Genomic DNA, 21,864 nt, shown 5'->3' with positions numbered 1-21,864 from the left:
AATAAAGACGGCAGACCGTAAGTGTTTTCTCAAACCCCTGCCGTCTGCCGCATTCATTTATGATTTTCTTTCAATAATAAATTCTGTTACAAGCTCTTCTTCCCCGCTTATGCAGTACTCCCGGTGAACCGGCGCTCCCCAGCTGTCATCGCCGCCGATGCCTCTCATGGCGCCAAAAATGTTCACTACCGTATATCTTGGTGACAGAAGCTCCTCTCTGTGGGTAGCCGCTTCCAGTTCCTCCGCCGTATAAGGAAGTACGGAAGCATCAAACGCCTGACCTGCTGCGCTAAAACTGATGGAATGACCCTCCATGTCCGATACCTTAAGCCAACGGACTCCGGTTCTGTTGCCGCACTCCTGAGGCACCAGATAACGGGAAAGGTTGTTATCCGGAGTATCCTCATAGATTCCCAGCCTCGCCCCTTCATTCCTGTCGCAGTAATTTTCCTCAGGACCTCTTCCATACCAGGTGAATTTCTTAGCTGCTTCCGGTGTGATGAGCCTCATTCCAAAGGCAGGAAGCTCTGGCAATCCTTTTTGCCCCCGGAATACGGCCCTTACATGAATTGTTCCCCTTCCATCTACTTCGTAGGTAACCTCTGTTGATGCCTTGGGAACAGTAGAAAGCTCATAGGTATAGGTCACCTTTATGCTTCCTTCCTTCTCTTCCACCGCACAATTCTCATAACAAGGGAACCTGCCTGCTCCATACCACACAGAACTTGCCACGGAAAACTTATTTCCTTTATCATTATCCGTAGTCGCCCTCCAGTACACCGGCATCATCGGTCTTCCGACCCATTCTTTTCCGTCATAAACCAGGGAAACGATACCGCCTTCCTGCTTGGAGAACAGGATCCGGAAGCCATCTCCCATAACGCCGAGGTTGACGTCGCCATGAATTATTTTCAAAGGCTGTCCGCAGCATTTCTCCTGCTGCCCTTCTATGACTGAGACCGCCTCGCCAAAGGCTGTTTCATAACCGGAATCTGCCCATAAGGTATCATTTTTAAGTAGAGCCGAAACCTGGCAGACGTATTCCCCCGGCTCTGTGAAATCAGGTACCGTGACGGCTTCATACCTTGTATCCAAAGGCTTTACCGATGCATCAAAGCTCTTCTGATAAACCGGTTCCCCGTCCTTTAAGACCGAATATACAAACTCAAGGTCAGAGGTATCTGTAAATAATCTTCTGTTTTCTATGGAAACACCTTTGGAGTCAGGAATCAGGCGGATATCCTGATACAGGTATTTTACCTCCTGAGCCTTTGGAGAGATGGTCCTGTCTGCATAAGCGATCCCGTTTCCGCAGAAACTGTAATCCGTGGGCCTGTCGCCAAAATCCCCGCCATAGGTCATATGCTCCTTGCCGTAAGCGTCTTTTTTCATCAGAGACTGGTCAATATAATCCCAGATAAAGCCGCCCTGATACATCTCATACCTGTCTTCCAGATCCGTGTACTTTTTCATCCCGCCAAGGGAATTGCCCATGGCATGCATGTATTCACAAAGGATAAAGGGCTTCTTTGGATCTGTATTTAAGTATTCCTCTACCTCAAATGGTTTGGCATACATCCGGCTTTCCATATCGCTGGTACGGTCAAATTCCCGGTTCCAGAACACGCCCTCATAGTGAACCAGCCTGGAGGGATCCCGTTCTTTGAAAAACTCTGACATAGCAAGAATGTCCTTTCCTGCATAGGATTCATTTCCGCAGGACCAGATCAGCACACTGGGATGGTTTTTGTCCCGTTCCAGCACTGACTTTGCCCGGTCCACCACGCAGTCCTTCCACTCAGGCAGGCTTCCGGGTACATTCCAGGATGGTTCACAGGCTCCCATCTTCTGCCAGGAACCATGGCTTTCCAAATTCGCCTCATCAATGAGGTAAATTCCATATTCATCACAAAGCTCATACCACAGGCTCTGATCCGGATAATGACAGGTCCTGACCGCATTGATGTTGTGGCGCTTCATAAACCGGATATCCCACATCATATCTTCTTCTGTAATGGAGCGGCCCCTTCTTACATTGAACTCATGACGGTTGATTCCCCGGAATACGATTCTCTTTCCGTTTAAGCACATCAGCCGGTCTTTCATTTCAAAACGGCGGAATCCCACCTTCTGAGGAACGATCTCCTTCACATTTCCCTGCTCATCGTACAAGATGATGGTGAGTTCATACCGGTATGGATCCTCACCGCTCCATAGATGGACATTGGATATGCAGGCGGTAAATTCCACTACTTTCTTTGCCGGAATAGGTTCCCAGGAGGCAACTGTTTCTCCAGCTTTATCCTTTAATACAGCACGGATACTTCCCTTTATTTCTCCTGTAAGGGTCAGTTCTCCGCGGAACAGGCCATCCCGGTAGTCATCGGATACGTCCCCATGAATGAATAAATCCTCCACATGGCATTCGGGAGTTGCATATAAATATACATCCCGGAAAATCCCGGAGAACCGAAAGAAATCCTGATCCTCGATCCAGCTGGCGCTGCTTCTTTTATAAACCTCCACGGCAAGGCGGTTGGATCCTGGCCGTACCGCATCCGTAATCTCAAACTCAGAGGGTGTAAAGGAATCCTCTGAGTATCCGATAAAGGTCCCATTCAGCCATACATAAAAGGCTGTTTCCACTCCCTGAAAGGACAGGAACAGTCGTTTCCCTTTTAGCGGTTCCTCCAGTTCAAACTCCCTTAAGTAGCTTCCTACCGGATTATTCTGCCAGTCAACATGGGGAGGCCTGATGTCAGCCAGACCATCCCATGGGTACATGGTATTGATATACTGGCATCCGCCATATCCCTGAAGCTCCATATGTCCCGGAACCTCAATGGTGCCAAAGCTGTCCAGATTAAAATCACTTTCGTAGAAATGCTCATTCCGCTCCCCGGGATTCTCTGCATAAGAAAATCTCCATGTCCCATTTAAGGATTGGCGCAGTCTCATGATCTCCCTTAGAGCTTCTGCTTCCGTTTCATAATAGCAGTGATCGGAATGGGCAGCCAGCCGGTTTACCGCGAAAACCCGCGGATCCTCCAGCCATTCCAGTTTTGCGGTCTTCTGATCCATTGAAAGAAACCTCCTTCTATAAATATTAAGTCCATTATAATCCACCACTTTAAAAGAATCCATGGCATTTCTTACGATTTCCTATATCTTTTATTCTTTCACCGCCCCGGCAGCGATTCCCGCCAGAATATATTTCTGAAAGAAAATATAGATAAGGATCGTCGGCAGCATGATGATGATGATGCCTGCCGCCAGCTTCTGCCACGATCCCTGCTGGGCATTGGCATAATTCATCAAAAAGGTTGTTAATGTACGAAGCTTGTTCTTTGGCATATATAAGTATGGAATATACATATCATTGATGATGGTAATTGCCTTGATGATCACCACGGTAGCTGTTGCAGGCGCCAACAAAGGAAATATGATCCTCGTAAACAGACCGAAATAAGAACAGCCGTCCAGGAGCGCGCTTTCATCAAGAGACACCGGAAGGGTAGAAATGAACTGCCGGTAAATATAAAGCTGCATCAGATCCGATGCCACATAAATCACGATGGGTGCCCCAAGCGTATTGTAAAGGCCAATGCCGTTAATGATTTTAAACCTGGCAATTTCCGTTACAAAGCTGGGAATCAGCATGCCAAGAAAAAAAAGGCTCATGATCACTTTTTTAAGCTTAAACTCAAAACGCTCCAGAATAAATGCGGTTATAGTTCCAAACAGCACATTAAACAGAATGCTGACTGCAAGTATGATGCCCGTATTCTTAAAACCTATCAGGAGATATTTATCTCCCACCACCTTTTGAAAGTTTGAAAATGTGATCCGTTCCATAGGCGGCAAAAGCAGGGGAGAGGTATTCACCATATCCGCCTTTGTCTTGAAAGCGGCAAACAGGGTTAAAAGGATAGGTGCCAGAACGACCAGGACCATTCCCATGCAGATGATCTGTTTTAATCCCTGTTCCATTGTTCGTCTTTTCATCTTATTTTCTTCCCCCCTTCAGAATTCCGTGAATGATCTTGTTCTGGACCAGATAAATGACAACGATCATGACCATAATCGCCACCGCCATGGTGGAAGCAAGGCCAAAGTTGCTGTATTTAAAGGCCGTATCAATGGTATAGAGCGTAAAGGTGGAGGAGGCATATCCCGGTCCTCCGCTGGTCATGACATAGGGGATATCAAACACCTGAAGAGCGCCCCGGATGTTGTCGAAAAGGACAAAATCCACCATGAGCATAATAGACGGTATCTGAATGTACTTGAACATTTGCCACGCATTTGCTCCATCCACTCTGGCTGCTTCCTGTACATCCTGGGGAAGAGACTGCAGGGCGGCCATAAAAAGGATGACATGGTACCCGGAAAATCTCCACAGGGAGACAAAGGCCAGCACGAAATTGACGATTTTAGGGTCGGACAGCCAGTTTCTTATCAGGCTCTCCAGATGAAATAAGGTTAATATCTCATCAAATGCTCCGTTTATAGGAGAAAAGAAATAGGAAAAGGCATAGGAAATAGCAACCCCGTTGATGATATATGGCATAAAAACCATGGTTTTATAGAATTTTGACGCCCTAAGCCTTGAGGTTAAAAGCACTGCAAACATCAGCTCAATGGGAATGAATATCAGATGCCCGAAAAAATACACCCCATTGTTGCGGAGGGACAACCATAAGTCCCTGTTCCGAAACATGGCTGTGTAATTGCCAAAACCGATATGATCATAGGTTTTGGAGTATCCGTCCCAGTTTGTAAAGCTCATGCGGATTAAGTCAAAGGCCGGAAACACCACAAAACCGATGAGCAGTACCATAGGAACGACAAGGGCGCATACAATAAATCTTTTTTTCTGTTTTTCCAGAGAATTCATAGATACCTCCTGATTTAAGTCCTTGGAAGAAAAGGGGGACAGGGCTTCCATCACCCTGTCCCCCTTTCCACTCTGTTTATTTTATTCCAAGCTTGGTTCTGGCTTCCGCCCATTTTGTATTGAGTCCATCCAGTTCCGCTTTTAAATCAAAGCCATTGGTAAACATCTGGGCACCCAGCTTCTTGTAATCAAATGCGATATCGTTCTGGATCGCCTGGAAATTATCTCCGCCGCCATCATACATAACCAGTACCCTATCCGGCTGCTGCTCATCTGCCTGGGCAAGGATCGGGTCCTTTTCCTTGGGGAAGTTCTTCATGGAAGATGCACTGGTTACATAATTGATATATCCCGGGTACCATTCTTCGCTGTAAAACCATTCTACGAAAGCCTTTGCCAGCTCCGGATTCTTGCTGTGAGTGGTTACTCCCATAAAGGAGTCGCCCTGTACGATAACACGGAAAGGATCGTCTTTGGAATCTCTTACCGGAAGGTAGAAGGTTCCAAGTTCCGAAGCATCATCGGTACCGCTCTGAATGTTCTGCAGGCCCCAGTCTCCCAGAGCAATGATAGCCGCTTTTTTCTGGGCAAACAGGGATGTTACCTGATCGTTGCCCATGCCAAGTGGATCTTTGCCGAACACATTTTTGCTGAATAAGCTGTTAACCTTATTGTATGCCTTGTTAATGTCGGTTCCATCTGCGAACGGAGCGTCTGTCTTTGCCATGTCGTTCCAGTTCTGTCCATTGCCGCCCTGAAGTGCAGGCATAAATTCCATGTAAGGATAATCCGGCCATTCATCCTTTGCGCCAAGAGCGATAGCCATGAAATCCGGGTCGTTCTTCCCATAATAATCCTGAAGGGTCTGAGCTGTTTTCTCAAAATCTTCCCATGTGGTGGGAACCTCTACACCGGCTTCCTTAAACATGTCTTTCCAATAATAAACGTATTCATAACCCGCTGTCATCGGGATTCCCAAAACCTTGCCATCCATTGCGTATCCGGAGGCCAGCTCGTTGTTTTTCGCTGCTCCCAGCCCGGATAAATCCACCAGATAGTCCTTGAACCTGGATAAGGTGAAGGGCTTGTTAAACATAACATCAGGAAGCTGGTTTGCTGATGTTCTCATCTTCATGGCATTCCAGTACTCGGAATCATCCTTGATCTTTTCTACTTCAATATCTGCATTGGGATACTTCTCCTGGAATTTCCCAACCATATCATTTTCATCAATATAATCCATCAGGTTATTGTCCCATATGGCAAATACCAGACTGCCTTTTAAGTCTTCCTTTGCCTCCGGCTTTCCCGCTTCTGTCGGGGCCTCATCCTGACCTTTCGCCGTGGTTTCTTTTGGAGTTTCCCCGGTTCCATTTGATGAGGAACAGCCGGTCATAACCCCTATTACCATTGCTGCACAAAGCCCCAAAGCCAACACTCGTTTTCTCATTTCTGTAATACCTCCCTTGTTTTGATGATATTATCTTACCATTTCAAAACAGCCTTCTCCATGAGATATGGTTTGAAAACTTGATCTATCGTCAGGTCTTTATTTCCGGTACCCGCCCGGACTTACTTTGCACAGTTTTTTAAATACTCTGGTAAAATGCTCCACACTGTTATAGCCAACGCTCTGACTGATTTCATAAATCTTTAGATCCGTTGTCTCCATCAGCTCCCTTGCCTTTCGAATGCGGACCTCGGTCAAATAGTTGCTGAAGGTCATCCCTTCTTCTTTCGTAAATCTGGTACTGAAATATTTTTCATTCAAACCAATAAAACTTGCCACACTTCCCAGTGTAAGCTCCGGATTGGCATAATTGTCCATAATGAACCGTTTTGCCCGGATCATCATATCCGCCTGCTTCCGGTCTGCATGGTGGGCATTATAATCCATGATCCAGCGGAAATAATTATTCAGCCATAATTCCAGGCTCCGCATTTCATCCAAACGGCCGATTTTCTCATAATAATTGACCTCTTCCGCAAACAGGGCGCTGATATCATCGTGGTTATCCGAAAGCTGCCAGGCTATGCTGCAGATGAGATGGAGACAGACCTCTTTGGCAGCTTTTAATTCCATTTTATAAAGTTCTGAAAAGAAGCCTTTCTTTTCCGTCCATACGGCCAGTTCATCGCCTACCATCAGACCCTTTAAAAGCTTTTCATAATCCTGTCCGGCCTGCCGGACCTGCTGGAAGGAGACCGTATCTTTTTCCCATGGATCGCAGATCTTCCCTTTCCCTTTTAAATACTTTAGCCTTAACTGCTCTCCCGCCTCTTCAAACCGGTTTAAGAAATCCTTTGTGCCATTTCCCGGCCTGCTGATCCCTGCGGAAACGGAGAGGTTCATAAAGTGCTTCCATACATTGCATAACTGCTTACAGGCGGAAACTGCATTTTCCCTATACTGCTCCGGATCGGTGATGCGGTACAGCAAACAATAGCGGGAAGGCGCCACTGCTCCAAGAATGCAGCGGGAAGCCACCCTGGGGATCTGTCCGGCCAGCTCTAACATGGGCTTAATAAGTTCTTCTTCAAAATCCTCTCCAAAACGGGCAGATGCCTTATGAAAGTCTTCTATTTCAAATTGCATCACCAGATATTCCTGGTAAAAAAAAGTCTCATCAAGGGACCGTCTTCCCATGGCCATATCTACCAGAAGGACAGAATCCGGGACTTTTACCACCGGATTTTTCTCCTCCCCTGTTTCATTGCTGTGATCGTGAAAGACCTCTTCATCCAAACGTTTCAGCATGGCTGCAAGGATTTCCTCTGTTAATCCGGTCTTTAACAGGTAATCACAGGCCCCCAGACGGAAGGCATCCCGGACCAGCTTGAAATCATCATAACCGCTTAAAACCAGTACTGCCGGCATGGTTTTTAAGCGGTTTAACTCCTCTAATAGGCCGATCCCATCCATAACCGGCATTTTCATATCGGTGATTACTAAATCCACCGGATGATCCTTGATATATTCCAATGCCTGCTGGCCATGAATGGCATCCGCGGCAATCTGATACCCCATCTCTTCCCAGTTGATCAGGGAGCGCAGGGTAATCCGTACTATAGTATCGTCATCCACGATCAGGACATTTCTCATTGGTCTTCCGGTTCCTTTCTTCTTATGGGAATGCGGATGGAGGTTCTTGTGAACCGGCCCTTTCCGCTTTCCATCTCAAATTCACAGCTTTCGCCATAATTAAGCGTGAGCCTGGTTTTTACATTAGTGATTCCGATGCTTACATGATCCTTTTTCCCTTCCTTTTCCTCTTCCCCATTCAGGATCCGGCTCAACTCTTCTTCAGACATTCCCTTTCCGTTATCCCGGATCTCCAGGAACAGAAATCCATCTGCTTCACGAGCCGTCATCCAGATGATTCCCATTTCATCCATCAGGCCGCTAAAACCATGGACTATGGAATTTTCCACCACAGGCTGTAAAATAAGCCGCGGAACCAGACAGGAAAGGCAGGATTCCTCTATTTCATATTTTATATCAAACCCGTCGGAATAACGGATTTTCATCAGATAGATAAAACTGTCTAAAACCTCCAGCTCCTCTTTTAATGAATAAAATCCCGTATTGCTGCGGAAGGAGCAGGATAATATTTTTATGAGCGCCTCCGCCATGCGGGCAATGGACTCATACTTTGACATCTGTGCGATAAACCGGATAGAATTTAAGGAATTCACCAGAAAGTGAGGGTTGATCTGAGACTGCAGCGCCCTGATTTCTGCCTCATGCTTTTTCTGCTGCTGTTCCTCATTTTCCTGTATCAGCTGCTTTAAACGTCTTGTCATACGGTTAAAGGAATGGATCATCAGGCGCAGCTCTTCCTGCCCTTTTGGTTCCACATGAACCAGAAGATTTCCCTCCTCCACCTTTTTCATGCCCTCAACCGTATGATGGATGGGGTCAATGATGCTTTTTAAGAAATAGCTGGAAAAACGGTAAAACAGTGCAAACAGGAAAAGTGTAACCGCTACAATAACGGCTGCAGTCCTGTTAAAGCTTCTTATAAGGGCTTCATATGACACGACGCTGATGATCTTTAAGCCGGTTACCGGTTCTTCGGTCACCACTCCCATAAATCGTCTTCCATTTGCCTGATACCGGAATTTGGACTGCTCCAGGGAAATATTCCGGGGCAAAAGAGCCATCGTACCTTCTGCGTCGAAAATAACCTTTCCTGACTTGTCCACAATCATGGTAGATCCAAGCAGCCGTTCCTTATTATAATCTTTTATCAGCCCTCCGGTCCTGGAAGAGACAAACAGCGCCGTCATCTCTATGACCCCGTCCCGGTCTACATCCATTCCGGGTGACAGGCCTGCGGCAATGGTCAGGGTATAGGCATTTTTTCTGGAATTGGTTACACTGCGGTCATAAAAACCTACCTTTACAACGTTAGGTGCTGCCAAAGCCTCCTGATACCAGGAGGAGGCCCTCAGTTCCTCCATGCCTAAGGTGATGTCATCCTTCATATACGTATGGTCCCCGTCTTTCATATAAAATACGGCAGACAGGATGTCCTGCACCGGAACCATGGCATAGTGAAAGGATTCGGTCAGGATCTTCGTATACAGGTATTTTTCAGCCACATCTTTTGTATTGGTCTTTGCTGCATTTTTTATAACTTCATTGTCGTTGACATATACGAAATGGGATAAACGAAGAGAAGCATCCTTTACTTCGCCGCCCAGAGTGGAGGCGATATTATCCTGGGCACGCCGGATGTTGGAAACTGCGGAATCCACCATCATGGTACGGATAATGAAGATGGATAGTAAGATTATAAAAAGAATAGGAATCACGATGAGGGCGAAGAAGCTGTTATAATAAGAAGCCTTTAATTTCTGCTTTTTATTCATCCACATCTTCTTACGCCCTCCTCGCTGCTGCCTGTTTATGACTTTATTATACAGCGGAAAAACATTAAAATCAATGCATCATTCTATCGGATCATACTTTCCACCTTTGTTTCCAGCCGAATGGTTTCCCCTTTTTTAATGCGATAGGAAACTGCCGGTATGGAAGCATTGGGATAAAGCACATTGGTATTGGGATCAGCCTCTATTATCAGGCCTGCCGCCTCCGGGCCTTCGCCGGATACCATACAGTCCTGTTCTCCAGAGGATGCAAATGCTCCCTTCCCTTCCTCCTTCTGCTCATAATTTTCTGTGAATTTTTCCACAGAAAAACCGCAGTCATAGGCGGTACAGTCATACTGGCTCTCAATTTCATGGATCCTTAAATGGCCGTACTCTTTCGGAATAATCGTAGAGGTAACCGTAATCCCCTGGAATGGATGCCATCTGCTGACCACCCGGTCTTCCAAAACCTCAAAGGAGTCACTGTATTTCCGGACGAATACGTAATCATCTCCGTCAATGACAAAGGCCAGGGAAGAATCCGGAGCATTTTCATGAAGCACGATCTGGCTTTTTGCAACGGAAAATCCAAACCGGGTCGAATAGGCAAACTTGGAGTACTTCTCCGGTACATGGCCGTGTCCGTATTTCTCGCAAACTCCTGCCGGGTAGGCAATCACATCCTTTCCATGGCGATGCATCACCATATCCGCCTGCTTTAACATTTTAACCGTCTCCAGCTTTGGTAAGTCCTCCGCCTTTGCAGACCAGAAGGGATGATCATCGGGAAGCCCCAGGCACAAAAGGGTCTTCATCCCCCAGTAAGGGGAGCCTGGCGCATTGTAGCGTTCCGCCATGACTAAGTTGGGATATCCGTACCCAATGGTCAGCACGCCGTCACGGTCAAAGATCTTCTGCTCCGTCCACCAGTTCAAATGGCGTGCCAGGATTCCCTTTACAACTCCTGCCGGAATATCATCAAGGCCTGCAAATACATAGGCAGACCAGAAGGCTGCTTCTCCAAAACGGTAGGACAGGCTTCTTCCGTAAGGGAGAGCGGATCCGTTTTCGTCAAACCAATATATAAAATCTCTGGCAAACCACTTTGCCCGTTCCTTAAACAGGAGGCACCGTTCCGGCTCTTCCTCCTCCATTGCCACCGCATACAAAAGCCCGTAATAATGAATGGCAAAGGAAATGTAATAATCCTTCTGACTGGAACCTCCATCCCGGTACCAGCCATCCTCTATATAATAACTTTCGATTTTTTCAAGACCGGAAGCCAGCCGTTCTTTGCTATACCGGCAGCCCAGCTTTTGCAATGCAACGTTCACCAGAATCATGAAAAACTGCCAGTTGCAGTCAGGTATGATATATTCATTGATTCCGTAAAGCCATTTTGCCAGATTCTGTTTTTCTTCCCCGCTTAAAGGCTCCCATAATTTTTCCGGAGTAAAAATCAAGCCGCTGGCAATGGCCGCCATTTCCACAAACCGCTGGTCATAATCCTTAAAACCGCCCCAGTATTCCGGATGAGAAGGATCGGTGCCGCTTGCAAGGCCTTTCTGATAAATCTCCTCAAATCCCTTGCCTCCCCCAAGCCACAGGGGAACCAGTGCCCACAATGGCCGGGAAAATGCCTCCATCTCTATGCTCACCTTAGGATATGTGACACCGCTGTCTCCAAGGGAAAGCCTGGCACACCCTTTGCTGTACAATGGCTTTAAAGGATTTAACACCTGGAACATCCATTGCCTAAAATCCTGTTTTGTTTCAAGTTTCATCTATATTCGCCTCGTTTCGAATTATTTCGATTATTACCAATATGGATTCCAATCCTTAGACAGCCTGGTTAAGGCCTCCATGTAAAAATAATCTCCCCAGATATTGCACTCATCCACACCTTCCGGTGTGCAGGTATTGTAAGGAGATTTCTTGGAATACGTGCTATGAAGCACCATTCCATTGGATTCCTGTAAATCCTTAACCGCATAATGTTCCACAACGGAATCCATGATCTTTTTTGCTATGGATACGTAGCAGGCGGCGGCAGACTCATCCATATACTTTGCCATTTCAAGCATTCCGCAGGCTGCAATGGAAGCTGAGGAAGAATCCCTCGGCTCCTCAGAGCCTTCACCAAATTCCAGATCCCAGTAAGGTACCAGATCTGAAGGAAGGTGGTCTAAGAAATATCCGGTCACATGCTTGAAATCTTCAATGTATTCCGGCCGCTTTGTATACCGGTAAGCAAGGGCGCATCCATAGATTCCCCAGGCCTGTCCTCTGGCCCAGGCAGAGCCATCCTTATATCCCTGGCAGGTGGCCCCATGATCCGGCTCCCCTGTCTCCATGTTCATGAAAAACGTATGCCAGGTGGAATAGTCCTCCCTTATGACATTTGCAATGGCAGTATGGATGTGCTTTTCTGCTATCCCGCGGTATTTCTGGTCTCCGGTTTCTTCCGTGGCCCAGTATAATAAAGGAAGGTTTAATAAGCAGTCAATGATAAAGCGGTAATTTTCCCGCTGGTTCATGGGCCCCCAGGCCTGAATAAACTCACCCACCGGCTGAAAACGGCTGATCAGCTGGTCTGCCGCCTTGATTGCCGCTTCCTTTGCGGTTTCATCACCCACCAGTTTATAGGCAGCCACACAGGAAGGGGTATACAAAAACCCCATATCATGATGATCCACTTCCACCTTGCGGTCGATCCGGTCTAAAAAGCTTTTCGCCTGGATCTGTCCGGCTGTTTTCAGTTCTTCTGCCTTGCTCCACTCATAAGCCAGCCATATCTGTCCGGTCCAGAAGCCGGTGGTCCAGTTTACATTGGGAGTTGGATGATAGAATCCATCCTCGCTGTAAGCTTTTTTAAAGGAATCCGTAAATTCTTTTAAATTATCCTTCACCTGCTTTACAGCGAAATCCATGGCCTCCAGGCACTTTACCTCTGTGAGCTCCTTTTTTTCTTTAAGCAAAGTCTCCATCTGTCTGTTCACGTTTTCTTACCTCCTCGTAATATTCCTTCATGATTAAAAAGGCAGGCTTCTCCCGCATCCGGTCCGCTGTTACAAGACCCTTGATGTTGTATCCCTTTTGATACTTTCCAAGCCGTTTCGGCGTCCGGTAATCAAATAGAATCCAGGGCGCAGTACCCTGAATATAATCGATCTTTCCAAACATTTCAACCTGCTTTTTATAAATTTCCTTCTGTTCTTCCTCAGAGCCCCGTACCTTGCTGCCTTCCGTACCGGAAGCCAGATACCCATCTCCGCCGAATTCGCTGATGACAACCGGTTTCTCAGGCCTGGACCCTTCTAAAATATCAGCCAGCTTTTCGTAATCCGGATCATACCAGCCATAGTATTCATTAAATCCAATGACATCCAAATGCTTTTCCAGTCTGTCGGAGATCCTTAAGTTCACCGCATCCACCAGACAAGCGGCAGATACCAGGCGGCTGGAATCAAATTCCTTTGCTGTTTCTGCTAACTCCTTCATAAAGTGGTAGCGCTCATCGGTATCAGGATTTTCATTTCCTACGGACCAGATAATCACACTGGCCCGGTTATAATCCCGGTTCATCATTTCGGTCAGCTGGTTTTTCCCATCCTCTAAGGTCCGGGGATTTGTAAAATCGATCCACCAGTAAACCGGAATCTCTTCCCATAGAAGAAGGCCCGCCTCATCTGCCAGTTCCGAAACCCACTCCGTATGAGGATAATGAGCCAGACGGAGGAAGTTGCAGTTCATCTTTTTGGCCCAGTCAAATGCCTGACGGATGTCCTCCTTTGTAACCGACTTTCCACGGTCCTCTGTCTCCTCATGAAGGCAGACACCCCGAAGGAAAACCGGCGTACCATTTAAAAGAATTTCTCTGCCTCTGGTTTCCACGGTACGAAAGCCCACACGGTCTTTCACCTGATCCAGTGCTTTACTGCCGGAACGAATATTCAGGAAAACCTCATACAGCTTAGGATTTTCCGGGCTCCATAAAGAAAGTCCGCTGAGTTCCAGCGTCAGCTGTCCCCGTCCATCCGCTCCCAGGGGAACTGCTTCTTCCACCTGAAGCTCTGGTATGGAAAATACTGCTTCCCTTTCCTCAAAGTCCTCATAACCTCCAAGAGTCACGGATACACTGATTTCCTTTTTCTCCCGATCTGCAAGGGATACCTTCATATCCTTAATATAAGTCTGAGGTACGCAAAGAAGAGATACACTCCGGTAAATGCCGCCGTATAAAAACCAGTCCGTATTCTCACTTGGTATCTGATCCTGCCGTCTGGTGTTGTCAGCAACCACGATCAGCCTGTTATCCTCTTTTAAGTCTTCCGTAACTTCAACGCAAAATGGGGTTGACCCCCCTTTATGGACACCAAGGAATTTTCCGTTCAAAAAGATCCTGGCCTCATAGGATACTGCCCCGAACCGCAAGAACACATGCCCTTTGGAAGAATCCTTAAAAGAGAACCGGCGGCTGTATACCGCCGGTCCCTCATAATAAAAATATTCCGGCTTCGCAAGGTTCCATACTCCCGGTACCTGGATCTCCTCCCAGTCGTCAAAGCCATAATCCAGAGGAACCCTAAGCCCCTCCGGATTCACCTCCTGCTCCAGAAACCATTTAGCCCTTAAGCAGTTATCATACATATCGACGGAAAAGTTCCAGGCTCCGTCCAGGGACTGCTCTGTCCTGCCGCCTGGGATCACATAGGAATCGGTCCCCAGGCAGGGGGAGGCGTAGCTGTCCTTATAAGCCTCGTTATGGATGTTATCCACGAAATTTTTTATTGTTTCCATTTCTTTATCCTTTCACTCCGGTTGCTGCAATGCCTTCTACGAAATATTTCTGCAGGGACAGGAACACAATTAGGACCGGGATCAGGGAAAGTACCGATGCAGCCATGATCAGGCCATATTCGGAACTGTACTGGCTGATAAACATCTTAAGCCCCAACTGCAGGGTCTTTTTCGCTTCTGTTTTCAGATAGATCAGGGGCCCTAAAAAGTCGTTCCAGGTACTTACAAAGGTAAAGATGGTCAAGGTAGACAGTGCTGGCTTTGACAATGGAAGCATGATCCTTCCATAAATCTGATACTCGCTCATGCCGTCGATTCTGGCAGCCTCGCACAGTTCATCGGGAATCCCCTGATAGAACTGGCGCATCATGAATACGCCGAAGGCAGAGAACGCCTGAAGGAAAATGATCGCAAGATGGGAATCATTCAGCCCGAATTTTCTCATCATCATGAACTGGGGAACCATGTATACCTGCCACGGAACCGCAATGGTTGCAATGTAAGCCATGAATAAGAGATTGCTGTACTTGAATTTCAGCTTTGCAAATGCATAGGCAGCAAAGCTGCTGGTCAAAAGCTGTAAAAAGGTAACGATCAATGTGATCTTCACCGTGTTTAATACAAAGGTCATAAGCGGGATCTTTGTCCAGATATCCAGATAATTCTGCCATCTTGGATTTTCCGGTATCCACTGGATCGGGAAAATAAATACGTCCTTATCCAGCTTTAAGGAAGCCGAGAACATCCATGCAAATGGAATCAGCATAACAGCTGTCAGAATGATCAAAACCACATAGAGGAGGCATCTGCTGATTTTATAATTTGTGCTTTTTACTTTCATTTCGTTTCCTCCTTATTTTAGTTTGCATATTTCTTCTCGCCGCGGAACTGAACCAGCGTGATGGCAAGAACCATTAAGAACAGCACCATTGCTACCGCACTTGCATAACCTAAATTCCAGTTGCGGAACGCCTCTTCGTAAATGTGGTAAACCAGAACCATTGCCTGGGAACTTACAATACCGTTGGAACCCCCTGCCAGCATGTAAACGATGTCGTAAACCTTAAAGCAGTTGATGGTCAGAATGATGGTAACAAAGAAGGTGGTGGGCTGAAGCTGGGGCCATGTAATATACCGGAACCTTTGCCAGGAATTGCAGCCGTCAAGGCCTGCCGCCTCATAAAGCTCTCCATTGATCCCCTGCAGTCCGGCCAGATAGATAACCATGTAGTAGCCCATATTTTTCCAGACACTGAACAGTACAATGGTAAACATCACCCAGTGAGGATCCGCGGACCACTTTGGAAGACTTTTTGCATTGACGCCCAGATGATAAAGGATCATGTTTATGGGACCGCTTTTCTGGGGGCTGAACAGCATATTCCATACAGCTGCCACCGCCACTAAAGACGCCACATAGGGAAAGAATCCCACCGTACGGAAGAAATTTCTTCCCATTACTTTCTGGTTTAAGACCACGGCCAGTCCTAAGGCACAGGCCAGTGTCAGAGGAACCGTTGCAATACAGTATACAATGGTATTGATAAAGGACGAATGGAATCTGGCACTTCCAAGCATATCAATGAAGTTCTTAAGTCCGGCAAATTCCAAGGGGCTGTTGCCATCCCATTTCATAAATGCCAGAATAAAAGCAAAAATAATGGGGCCAAGTGTAAATACTGCAAATCCGATAAAGTTGGGGGCGATGAAGGAGTATGCAACCATATCCCTCTTTTCCTGACGTGTGAACCGTTCCCCTGTCCTCACCTTTTTTATTTTCTCATCTATTGTCTCGATTTTCGCAATCAGGACATCCCGCTTACGGGTTCCTTCAGTCTCTCTCAATAAAAGGCTTAAAGCATCCCGTTTCTTATTTAACTCCGCGATTTTTTCCTGTTTTTGCGCTTCTGTTATTGTCTTCGCCATATTGCTTATCCTCCTTTTCCCGTTTTTATCGTCTATAGAATCAACTGGATATGCTTTCATATCCGTTGACGCCCGATGAAGCGGGGCACGCTGTTATTTCAATCGTCAAATCAAATCGGAAGTTTCTTTAAATGAGGCGGGCTTTTTGCTGCCCGCCTCTGTGATATCGTTTTTGTTTACCTGTTACTGAGCCAGAATTGCACTTACCTTTTCATTCATCTGGGCAATGCCTTCATCTACGGACATGCCGCCTGTCATGATCGCATCATGGGCTTCGTTTAATACAGTCTCAATTTCGGAGTTCTTTGCATTTACAGGCATCTCTAAGTACAAGTTAGAGGTGTTAAGAGCTTCTACGCTGGTTCCGTCATCCTTAGGGAATCCGTCTGCACTGGATACCAGATCAGAAACTGTGCTGTTCATAACGGCCGGAATCGTACCGGTAGATGCAAGGATTTCTGCGCCTTCTTTTCCGCATACGAAGTTGATAAATTCCCAGGCAAGATCCTTATGAGGAGCTTTGGCCGGAATTCCTAAAGTGGTAATGGTCGCAAGGGTGGAGCCTGGTTCTACTCCATCTGCATGTGGATATTTAGCAATACCCCAATTGGTGCAGTCTGTGTACTCGCCGGTGCGTACCTTATCCATTAAGGTGGAGATAAACCATGTACCCATGTTCATCATTGCAATATTTCCCTGGGCAAATGCGCCGGAATAATGTAAGCCGCTGGTCTTTAAAGTAGCATAGTCCTGGCATACTCCGTCTTCCTGCTCTCCAAGAACCATTTCATAATACGGTTTTAAGAATTCATATTTTCCGTCAAGAATGGTGTTCTTTCCATCCAGAACGCCGAAAAGCTGTACGGCGGATCTCCATGTATGGTAATGAGCGCCATAAACCTCCTGTCCGGGAGTATCTACGGTCAGGCTTCTTGCCAGAGCATCATACTGTTCAAATGTCATATCATTGGTTGGATAAGCAACGCCTGCTTTGTCAAAGATATCTTTATTATAGAATATCACCCAGAAATCATTGCGGAACGGAAGCTGATATAATTTTCCGTCAACCGTAATCTGATCCGTAAGGCCTTTGTACTGTGTCAGATCAACATCTGAAGACTGGATATAGCTATCCAGGGGTTCTAAAACACCTTTGTTCACAAGCGTCATATAGCCAGGAACATCCTTTATGGTAACTACGTCAAAGTCAGAACCGCTTCCGGTAAGCTCTGTTGCCAGAACCGTCTGATAATCGGTGGACCCTAAATCAACCATTTCTATCTTCACATCCGGATGCTCCTTTTCAAAAGCATCGATGAGAGGCTGGTAATAGGTTGTTAAGCCGATATCCCATACGGACCATTTTAATGTAGTCTGCCCTCCTGCTGCCTCTGAGGCTTTCGTCGCATCCGCTGCAGCACCTTCTGTGGAAGCTGCCGTGGTTTCCTTGGAACCGCCGCCGCATCCGGCCAGACTGGCTGCTGCCATAGCACAGGCCAGAACAATACTCAGTGTTCTTTTTTTCATTGTAATCCCTCCTGATTTGATTGTTTTTCAGTAAACCCAGCATAATTCCCGTGGTTTACCATGGATCTTATTATAACGCTGGATTTCGGTTTTAAAAATGGAATTTATCTTTCATAATATTCACTTTTTATTCACACTTCTTTTACACTTTGTTAAAACATGCACTTTTTTATGATAAGCAGTAATATTTCTCTTTTGTATACAAATTAACACGTTTGTATATAAAAAGCAGCCGATTTTTCATTGACATTTTACATTAAATAGGCTACCTTTGTAGATGTTAAAAACATTATCACAAGCTATCCATTGAAAGAAGGGACTTTATTTTATCATGTGGAAAAAGCTCATCCCAAAGACCATGAGAGGAAAAATCATGGTACTGACGGCAGCCATTACGCTGCTCATCACCGTTCTGACTACAACTGTCTGTTTCTCAGTTTTCCAGTCCTTCTTAAGAAAAAACCAGATTCAGTCTGCGGAATTCAGCCTTTCAGTTGTAAGCAACAACATTGATGCTGATATGAAGGATATCATCTATTTCAGCAAATGGTGCTGCTCCAACAGTGCGGTTCAGGATTATCTGGAAGCGTTTAAGGACCAGCCAAAGCTTGCCACCGCCGCCAGGGACTTTGATAATCTGCGCCCTATAGCCCTTTCCTCCCACAGCCGTTTAAAGGAAGAATATTACAACACCAGGTCTTATGAATACATGTCCCGGGTCATCGTTTCTTCTTCCAATGAAAACAATTTCCTTCAAATAGCGGCATTGGCAAACTCCTCCTCCTCCTACGCAGCCAGGATTATTAAAAATGAACCTTTCTTTGATAAGCTTTACAGATCCGACGATTTTCTCTGGATCGGCCTGGTAAAAGATCCATTTTCCAATATAGGCATGGACCAATTTATTCCCATAGTACGTCCGGTTTCCAACATATTTAATTCTGAAGTCATTGGCTGGGCTTATGTGGAAATTTCCTCCCGGATCTTCACCGATTATCTGGCCTCCTATCCTCTTCCCGAGGACAGTATTCTATTTATTACCATGGGAGATAAAATCTATGGTTTTAATTCAAACGGCTTAAAGGAAATGGAAATGCCCTACACCAATCCGGTAAAACTGGCCGGAAACGATTCTCTCTCCAAAGGAACCAGTGTTCTCTCCGTTACCATGAACGATGGAAAAAAACGGACCCTGGTGGAACGGCCCATCGAGGGTATGGCCGGCTGGAGTTTATCTCAGGTACTTTCTGAGCAGCAGCTTGGCCAACAGAAAAACTTATACACCCTATTAATCCTTGGAATCTGCCTTACCATTGTCTCATTGGGCGTCCTCCTCGCCTTCCTGTTAAATAAGATCATCATGAACCCCATTCACAGGCTCAGCAGTAAAATCCATGATATCTCAACCGGGGATTTTTCCAGGGATTCGGCCATTGAGTGGAATCATGAGCTGGGAGAAGTCGGCAAGGGAATCAATAATATGTCAGAAAACATTAATACCCTGATGGAAAAACGGGTAACGGATGAAAAACAGAAAAAGGATTTGGAATACCAGATTCTGCAAAGCCAGATCAATCCCCACTTCCTATATAATACATTAAATTCCATCAAGTGGATGGCAACCATTCAGAATGCAGACGGAATTGCAGATATGACCACAGCCCTGGCCAGGCTCCTTAAAAATGTCTCAAAAGGTACCACTTCCATGATTCCCTTAAGGGAAGAGCTGGAACTGGTAAAGGATTATTTCCTGATCCAGAAATATCGCTACGGCGGAAGTGTCACCATCGAATATTTCATTGAGACAGAGGATCTATACAATTGTGAAATTCACCGTTTTACCCTCCAGCCCATCATTGAAAATGCTCTGTTCCACGGAATAGAGCCTGCGAAAACAGCTGGAAAGATCACTGTTTCAGCCCGTAGCATAAATCTGGGTCTCAAAAAAGCACTTAAAATTGATATAACCGATAACGGCATAGGAATGTCCAAAGATACCATTGATAAGGTTCTCCATGAGAAGACCGACAGCCAGAACAAAATAGAATTTTTCCGGCAAGTTGGGATCAGCAACGTAAACAGGCGCATCCAATATGATTTTGGCCCGGAATATGGAATCACCATTGACAGCTGTCCTGGCAGCTTCACTACCATGACCATTTTAATACCTTATGCCCTTTATACAGAAAATCAAACAGCCGAAAGGTAATATATATGATAAAACTATTGATTGCAGATGATGAGCCATTGGTTCAGATCGGATTAAAATCCATGATAAACTGGACGGATTACGGCATTGAGATCTGCGGTACCGCTATGAACGGGCAGGATGCCCTTGAGATGATCACAGAATATTCACCGGAAATTGTCATTACCGACATCCGCATGCCAATTATGAACGGGCTTACCCTGGCAAAGACCTGCCGGGAAACCTATGGAAAGATCCCCCTGTTTATTTTTCTAACAAGCTATGAGGAATTCCAGCTCATCAAGGAAGCTATGACCTATGAGGCCGTAGACTACTTAATCAAGCTGGAATTAAATGCAAAGGCCCTGGAGGAAGCCGTAAAAAAGGCCCTCTCCCGCCTGGAAACCATTCAGGTCTCCATGGGATACAGGGATACAGGACGTCCCTTATTACAGAGCTATTATGAGAAATTTTTTATGCGGCTCCTGCATAACCTTTTTGACAGTGAGGAACAGTTTGAGCTTCAGTCCAGAGATTTAAGGCTGGACTTTACGGAAACCTGTTATTTTACCGCCCTTTGCCAAATCCAGGAAGAAACCAGCAGGGAAATGGATTATGGAAAACTCATGAACCTTTATAACAGCGCTTTGCAAATGGCAAAGGAAATTATCAGCAGGCATCTTCCCGCCTATGTGGTAAGTCTTGATATGAAGCACTTTGCAGTGGTATTTCACCTCTCCGATTTGGCAGATTATAGAACAGAAGCTGTTTTTGATGCATTTCGCAATGTGGCAGATATGATCCGGAATTATTTTAACGTTTCGGTTCTCACGGGAATCGGAACTCCGGTCAGCCAGCCCTTAAAAATCAGCGAATCCTACCAGGAAGCCCGCCAGGCATTTGGACGTACCGGTACCGCACAGCCCATCGTGATGTTCACCGGCAATGATGCAGCCTCGATCCGCAATGCTTTTAACATCTCCGTATTTAAAAGCGAGATAACCAAGGCCTTTAATGAGTTTGATACAGATGTCTTATTCCGTACCCTGACCGAAATCATCCAGCTGTTTGAAACACATCCCCTTCGGTTTTCCCAGGCCGCAGACGGAGCCTGCAACATTCTTTACTTAGCGCTTTCCCTTCTTCCCGACGGAGAAGAAAATATGTCAGAGATCTTTTCTTCCTACAGTGACGGGTACCGCTCCATATATCGTTTTACCAATGTGGAGCAGATCGCCGAGTGGATGACGATTTTCCGGGACGGCCTTTGTGAAGTGCTGAAATCCAAACGAAAAACCTACAAAGCTCATGTTATAACCAATGTACAAAAGTACATCAATAACCATGTATCAGAAAAACTCACCTTAAACGAAGTGGCCGGAGTATTCGGCTTAAGTCCCAATTATTTAAGCATCCTGTTTAAGAAAAACTGCGGGACCGGCTTTTCAGAATACATTGCCCAGGCTAAGATCAACCGGGCCAAGGCCCTCCTTTTGGAGCAGGATATGAAAATCTATGAGGCCGCTGATCAGCTTGGCTTTGAGAGCGCCTTTTATTTCAGTAAAGTTTTTAAAAAAGTCACCGGGCTTTCTCCCCGTGAATTTATACAGCAAAATACCGTCAACCCTGACGAAAACAAATAAGGAGTGTA

Annotated in this window: 14 protein-coding genes; 2 read left to right on the top strand and 12 right to left on the bottom strand. The window is 46.0% G+C overall.

The window, feature by feature from the left end; genetic code table 11:
- Nucleotides 1-57: 57 nt before the first annotated feature.
- The 12 genes from lacZ to BMX69_RS05450 all read right to left on the bottom strand — a co-directional run bounded on the left by lacZ (nt 58) and on the right by BMX69_RS05450 (nt 18,025).
- Nucleotides 58-3,081, bottom strand: coding sequence for a beta-galactosidase, LacZ type (gene lacZ / locus BMX69_RS05505; protein ID WP_100041781.1), 3,024 nt, complete (start codon nt 3,079-3,081; stop codon nt 58-60).
- 90 nt (nt 3,082-3,171) lie between these two features.
- Nucleotides 3,172-4,005: a carbohydrate ABC transporter permease gene (locus tag BMX69_RS05500; protein ID WP_025232673.1), complete on the bottom strand. Its 834-nt coding sequence runs from the start codon at nt 4,003-4,005 to the stop codon at nt 3,172-3,174.
- Nucleotide 4,006: 1 nt separating this feature from the next.
- Entirely contained in the window at nt 4,007-4,897 is an 891-nt protein-coding gene (locus BMX69_RS05495; RefSeq protein ID WP_092251152.1) for a carbohydrate ABC transporter permease, read from the bottom strand.
- A 76-nt stretch (nt 4,898-4,973) separates the two neighbouring features.
- On the bottom strand, nt 4,974-6,347 hold the full coding sequence (locus tag BMX69_RS05490; protein ID WP_100041780.1) for an ABC transporter substrate-binding protein: 1,374 nt from the start codon (nt 6,345-6,347) through the stop codon (nt 4,974-4,976).
- A 99-nt stretch (nt 6,348-6,446) separates the two neighbouring features.
- Nucleotides 6,447-8,000 (bottom strand): response regulator transcription factor, encoded by a 1,554-nt coding sequence (locus BMX69_RS05485; RefSeq protein ID WP_100041779.1) that lies wholly within the window; start codon nt 7,998-8,000, stop codon nt 6,447-6,449.
- A complete protein-coding gene (locus tag BMX69_RS05480) occupies nt 7,997-9,778 on the bottom strand; it encodes a sensor histidine kinase (RefSeq protein ID WP_100041778.1) in 1,782 nt (593 codons plus the stop codon). The genes BMX69_RS05485 and BMX69_RS05480 overlap by 4 nt, the downstream gene beginning before the upstream one ends.
- Before the next feature lie 77 nt (nt 9,779-9,855).
- Nucleotides 9,856-11,556: a DUF2264 domain-containing protein gene (locus BMX69_RS05475; RefSeq protein WP_054791840.1), complete on the bottom strand. Its 1,701-nt coding sequence runs from the start codon at nt 11,554-11,556 to the stop codon at nt 9,856-9,858.
- A 33-nt stretch (nt 11,557-11,589) separates the two neighbouring features.
- Nucleotides 11,590-12,759 (bottom strand): glycoside hydrolase family 88 protein, encoded by a 1,170-nt coding sequence (locus BMX69_RS05470; protein WP_100043778.1) that lies wholly within the window; start codon nt 12,757-12,759, stop codon nt 11,590-11,592.
- Nucleotides 12,743-14,572, bottom strand: coding sequence for a glycoside hydrolase family 2 protein (locus tag BMX69_RS05465; RefSeq protein ID WP_100041777.1), 1,830 nt, complete (start codon nt 14,570-14,572; stop codon nt 12,743-12,745). Before BMX69_RS05465 ends, BMX69_RS05470 begins: the two co-directional genes overlap by 17 nt.
- 4 nt (nt 14,573-14,576) lie before the next feature.
- A complete protein-coding gene (locus tag BMX69_RS05460; RefSeq protein ID WP_038282402.1) occupies nt 14,577-15,413 on the bottom strand; it encodes a carbohydrate ABC transporter permease in 837 nt (278 codons plus the stop codon).
- A gap of 17 nt (nt 15,414-15,430) precedes the next feature.
- A complete protein-coding gene (locus tag BMX69_RS05455; protein WP_100041776.1) occupies nt 15,431-16,498 on the bottom strand; it encodes a carbohydrate ABC transporter permease in 1,068 nt (355 codons plus the stop codon).
- A 183-nt stretch (nt 16,499-16,681) separates the two neighbouring features.
- Nucleotides 16,682-18,025 carry an ABC transporter substrate-binding protein gene (locus tag BMX69_RS05450; protein ID WP_100041775.1) on the bottom strand — a complete coding sequence of 448 codons (1,344 nt, stop codon included), beginning with the start codon at nt 18,023-18,025 and terminating at the stop codon, nt 16,682-16,684.
- A 331-nt stretch (nt 18,026-18,356) separates the two neighbouring features.
- On the opposite strand from BMX69_RS05450, the gene BMX69_RS05445 reads away from it, so the two are divergent.
- Nucleotides 18,357-20,234, top strand: coding sequence for a sensor histidine kinase (locus BMX69_RS05445; RefSeq protein ID WP_100041774.1), 1,878 nt, complete (start codon nt 18,357-18,359; stop codon nt 20,232-20,234).
- Nucleotides 20,235-20,239: 5 nt separating this feature from the next.
- Nucleotides 20,240-21,856 (top strand): AraC family transcriptional regulator, encoded by a 1,617-nt coding sequence (locus BMX69_RS05440; protein WP_100041773.1) that lies wholly within the window; start codon nt 20,240-20,242, stop codon nt 21,854-21,856.
- Nucleotides 21,857-21,864: the final 8 nt, after the last annotated feature.

This window comes from Lacrimispora sphenoides JCM 1415, assembly GCF_900105615.1.
Classification (GTDB): Bacteria; Bacillota; Clostridia; order Lachnospirales; family Lachnospiraceae; genus Lacrimispora; species Lacrimispora sphenoides.
The sequence above is the reverse complement of the archived record's forward strand: the minus strand, read 5'-3'. Positions and strand labels throughout refer to the sequence as shown.

What these genes read in the sequence shown, in the direction of transcription:
- BMX69_RS05500 (WP_025232673.1), bottom strand. Translation starts at nt 4,005, where the DNA reads ATGAAAAGACGAACAATGGAACAGGGATTAAAACAGATCATCTGCATG.
- BMX69_RS05475 (WP_054791840.1), bottom strand. Translation starts at nt 11,556, where the DNA reads ATGAAACTTGAAACAAAACAGGATTTTAGGCAATGGATGTTCCAGGTG.
- BMX69_RS05480 (WP_100041778.1), bottom strand. Translation starts at nt 9,778, where the DNA reads ATGTGGATGAATAAAAAGCAGAAATTAAAGGCTTCTTATTATAACAGC.
- BMX69_RS05485 (WP_100041779.1), bottom strand. Translation starts at nt 8,000, where the DNA reads ATGAGAAATGTCCTGATCGTGGATGACGATACTATAGTACGGATTACC.
- BMX69_RS05440 (WP_100041773.1), top strand. Translation starts at nt 20,240, where the DNA reads ATGATAAAACTATTGATTGCAGATGATGAGCCATTGGTTCAGATCGGA.
- BMX69_RS05470 (WP_100043778.1), bottom strand. Translation starts at nt 12,759, where the DNA reads ATGGAGACTTTGCTTAAAGAAAAAAAGGAGCTCACAGAGGTAAAGTGC.
- BMX69_RS05450 (WP_100041775.1), bottom strand. Translation starts at nt 18,025, where the DNA reads ATGAAAAAAAGAACACTGAGTATTGTTCTGGCCTGTGCTATGGCAGCA.
- BMX69_RS05455 (WP_100041776.1), bottom strand. Translation starts at nt 16,498, where the DNA reads ATGGCGAAGACAATAACAGAAGCGCAAAAACAGGAAAAAATCGCGGAG.
- BMX69_RS05445 (WP_100041774.1), top strand. Translation starts at nt 18,357, where the DNA reads ATGTGGAAAAAGCTCATCCCAAAGACCATGAGAGGAAAAATCATGGTA.
- BMX69_RS05495 (WP_092251152.1), bottom strand. Translation starts at nt 4,897, where the DNA reads ATGAATTCTCTGGAAAAACAGAAAAAAAGATTTATTGTATGCGCCCTT.
- BMX69_RS05460 (WP_038282402.1), bottom strand. Translation starts at nt 15,413, where the DNA reads ATGAAAGTAAAAAGCACAAATTATAAAATCAGCAGATGCCTCCTCTAT.
- BMX69_RS05465 (WP_100041777.1), bottom strand. Translation starts at nt 14,572, where the DNA reads ATGGAAACAATAAAAAATTTCGTGGATAACATCCATAACGAGGCTTAT.
- BMX69_RS05490 (WP_100041780.1), bottom strand. Translation starts at nt 6,347, where the DNA reads ATGAGAAAACGAGTGTTGGCTTTGGGGCTTTGTGCAGCAATGGTAATA.
- lacZ (WP_100041781.1), bottom strand. Translation starts at nt 3,081, where the DNA reads ATGGATCAGAAGACCGCAAAACTGGAATGGCTGGAGGATCCGCGGGTT.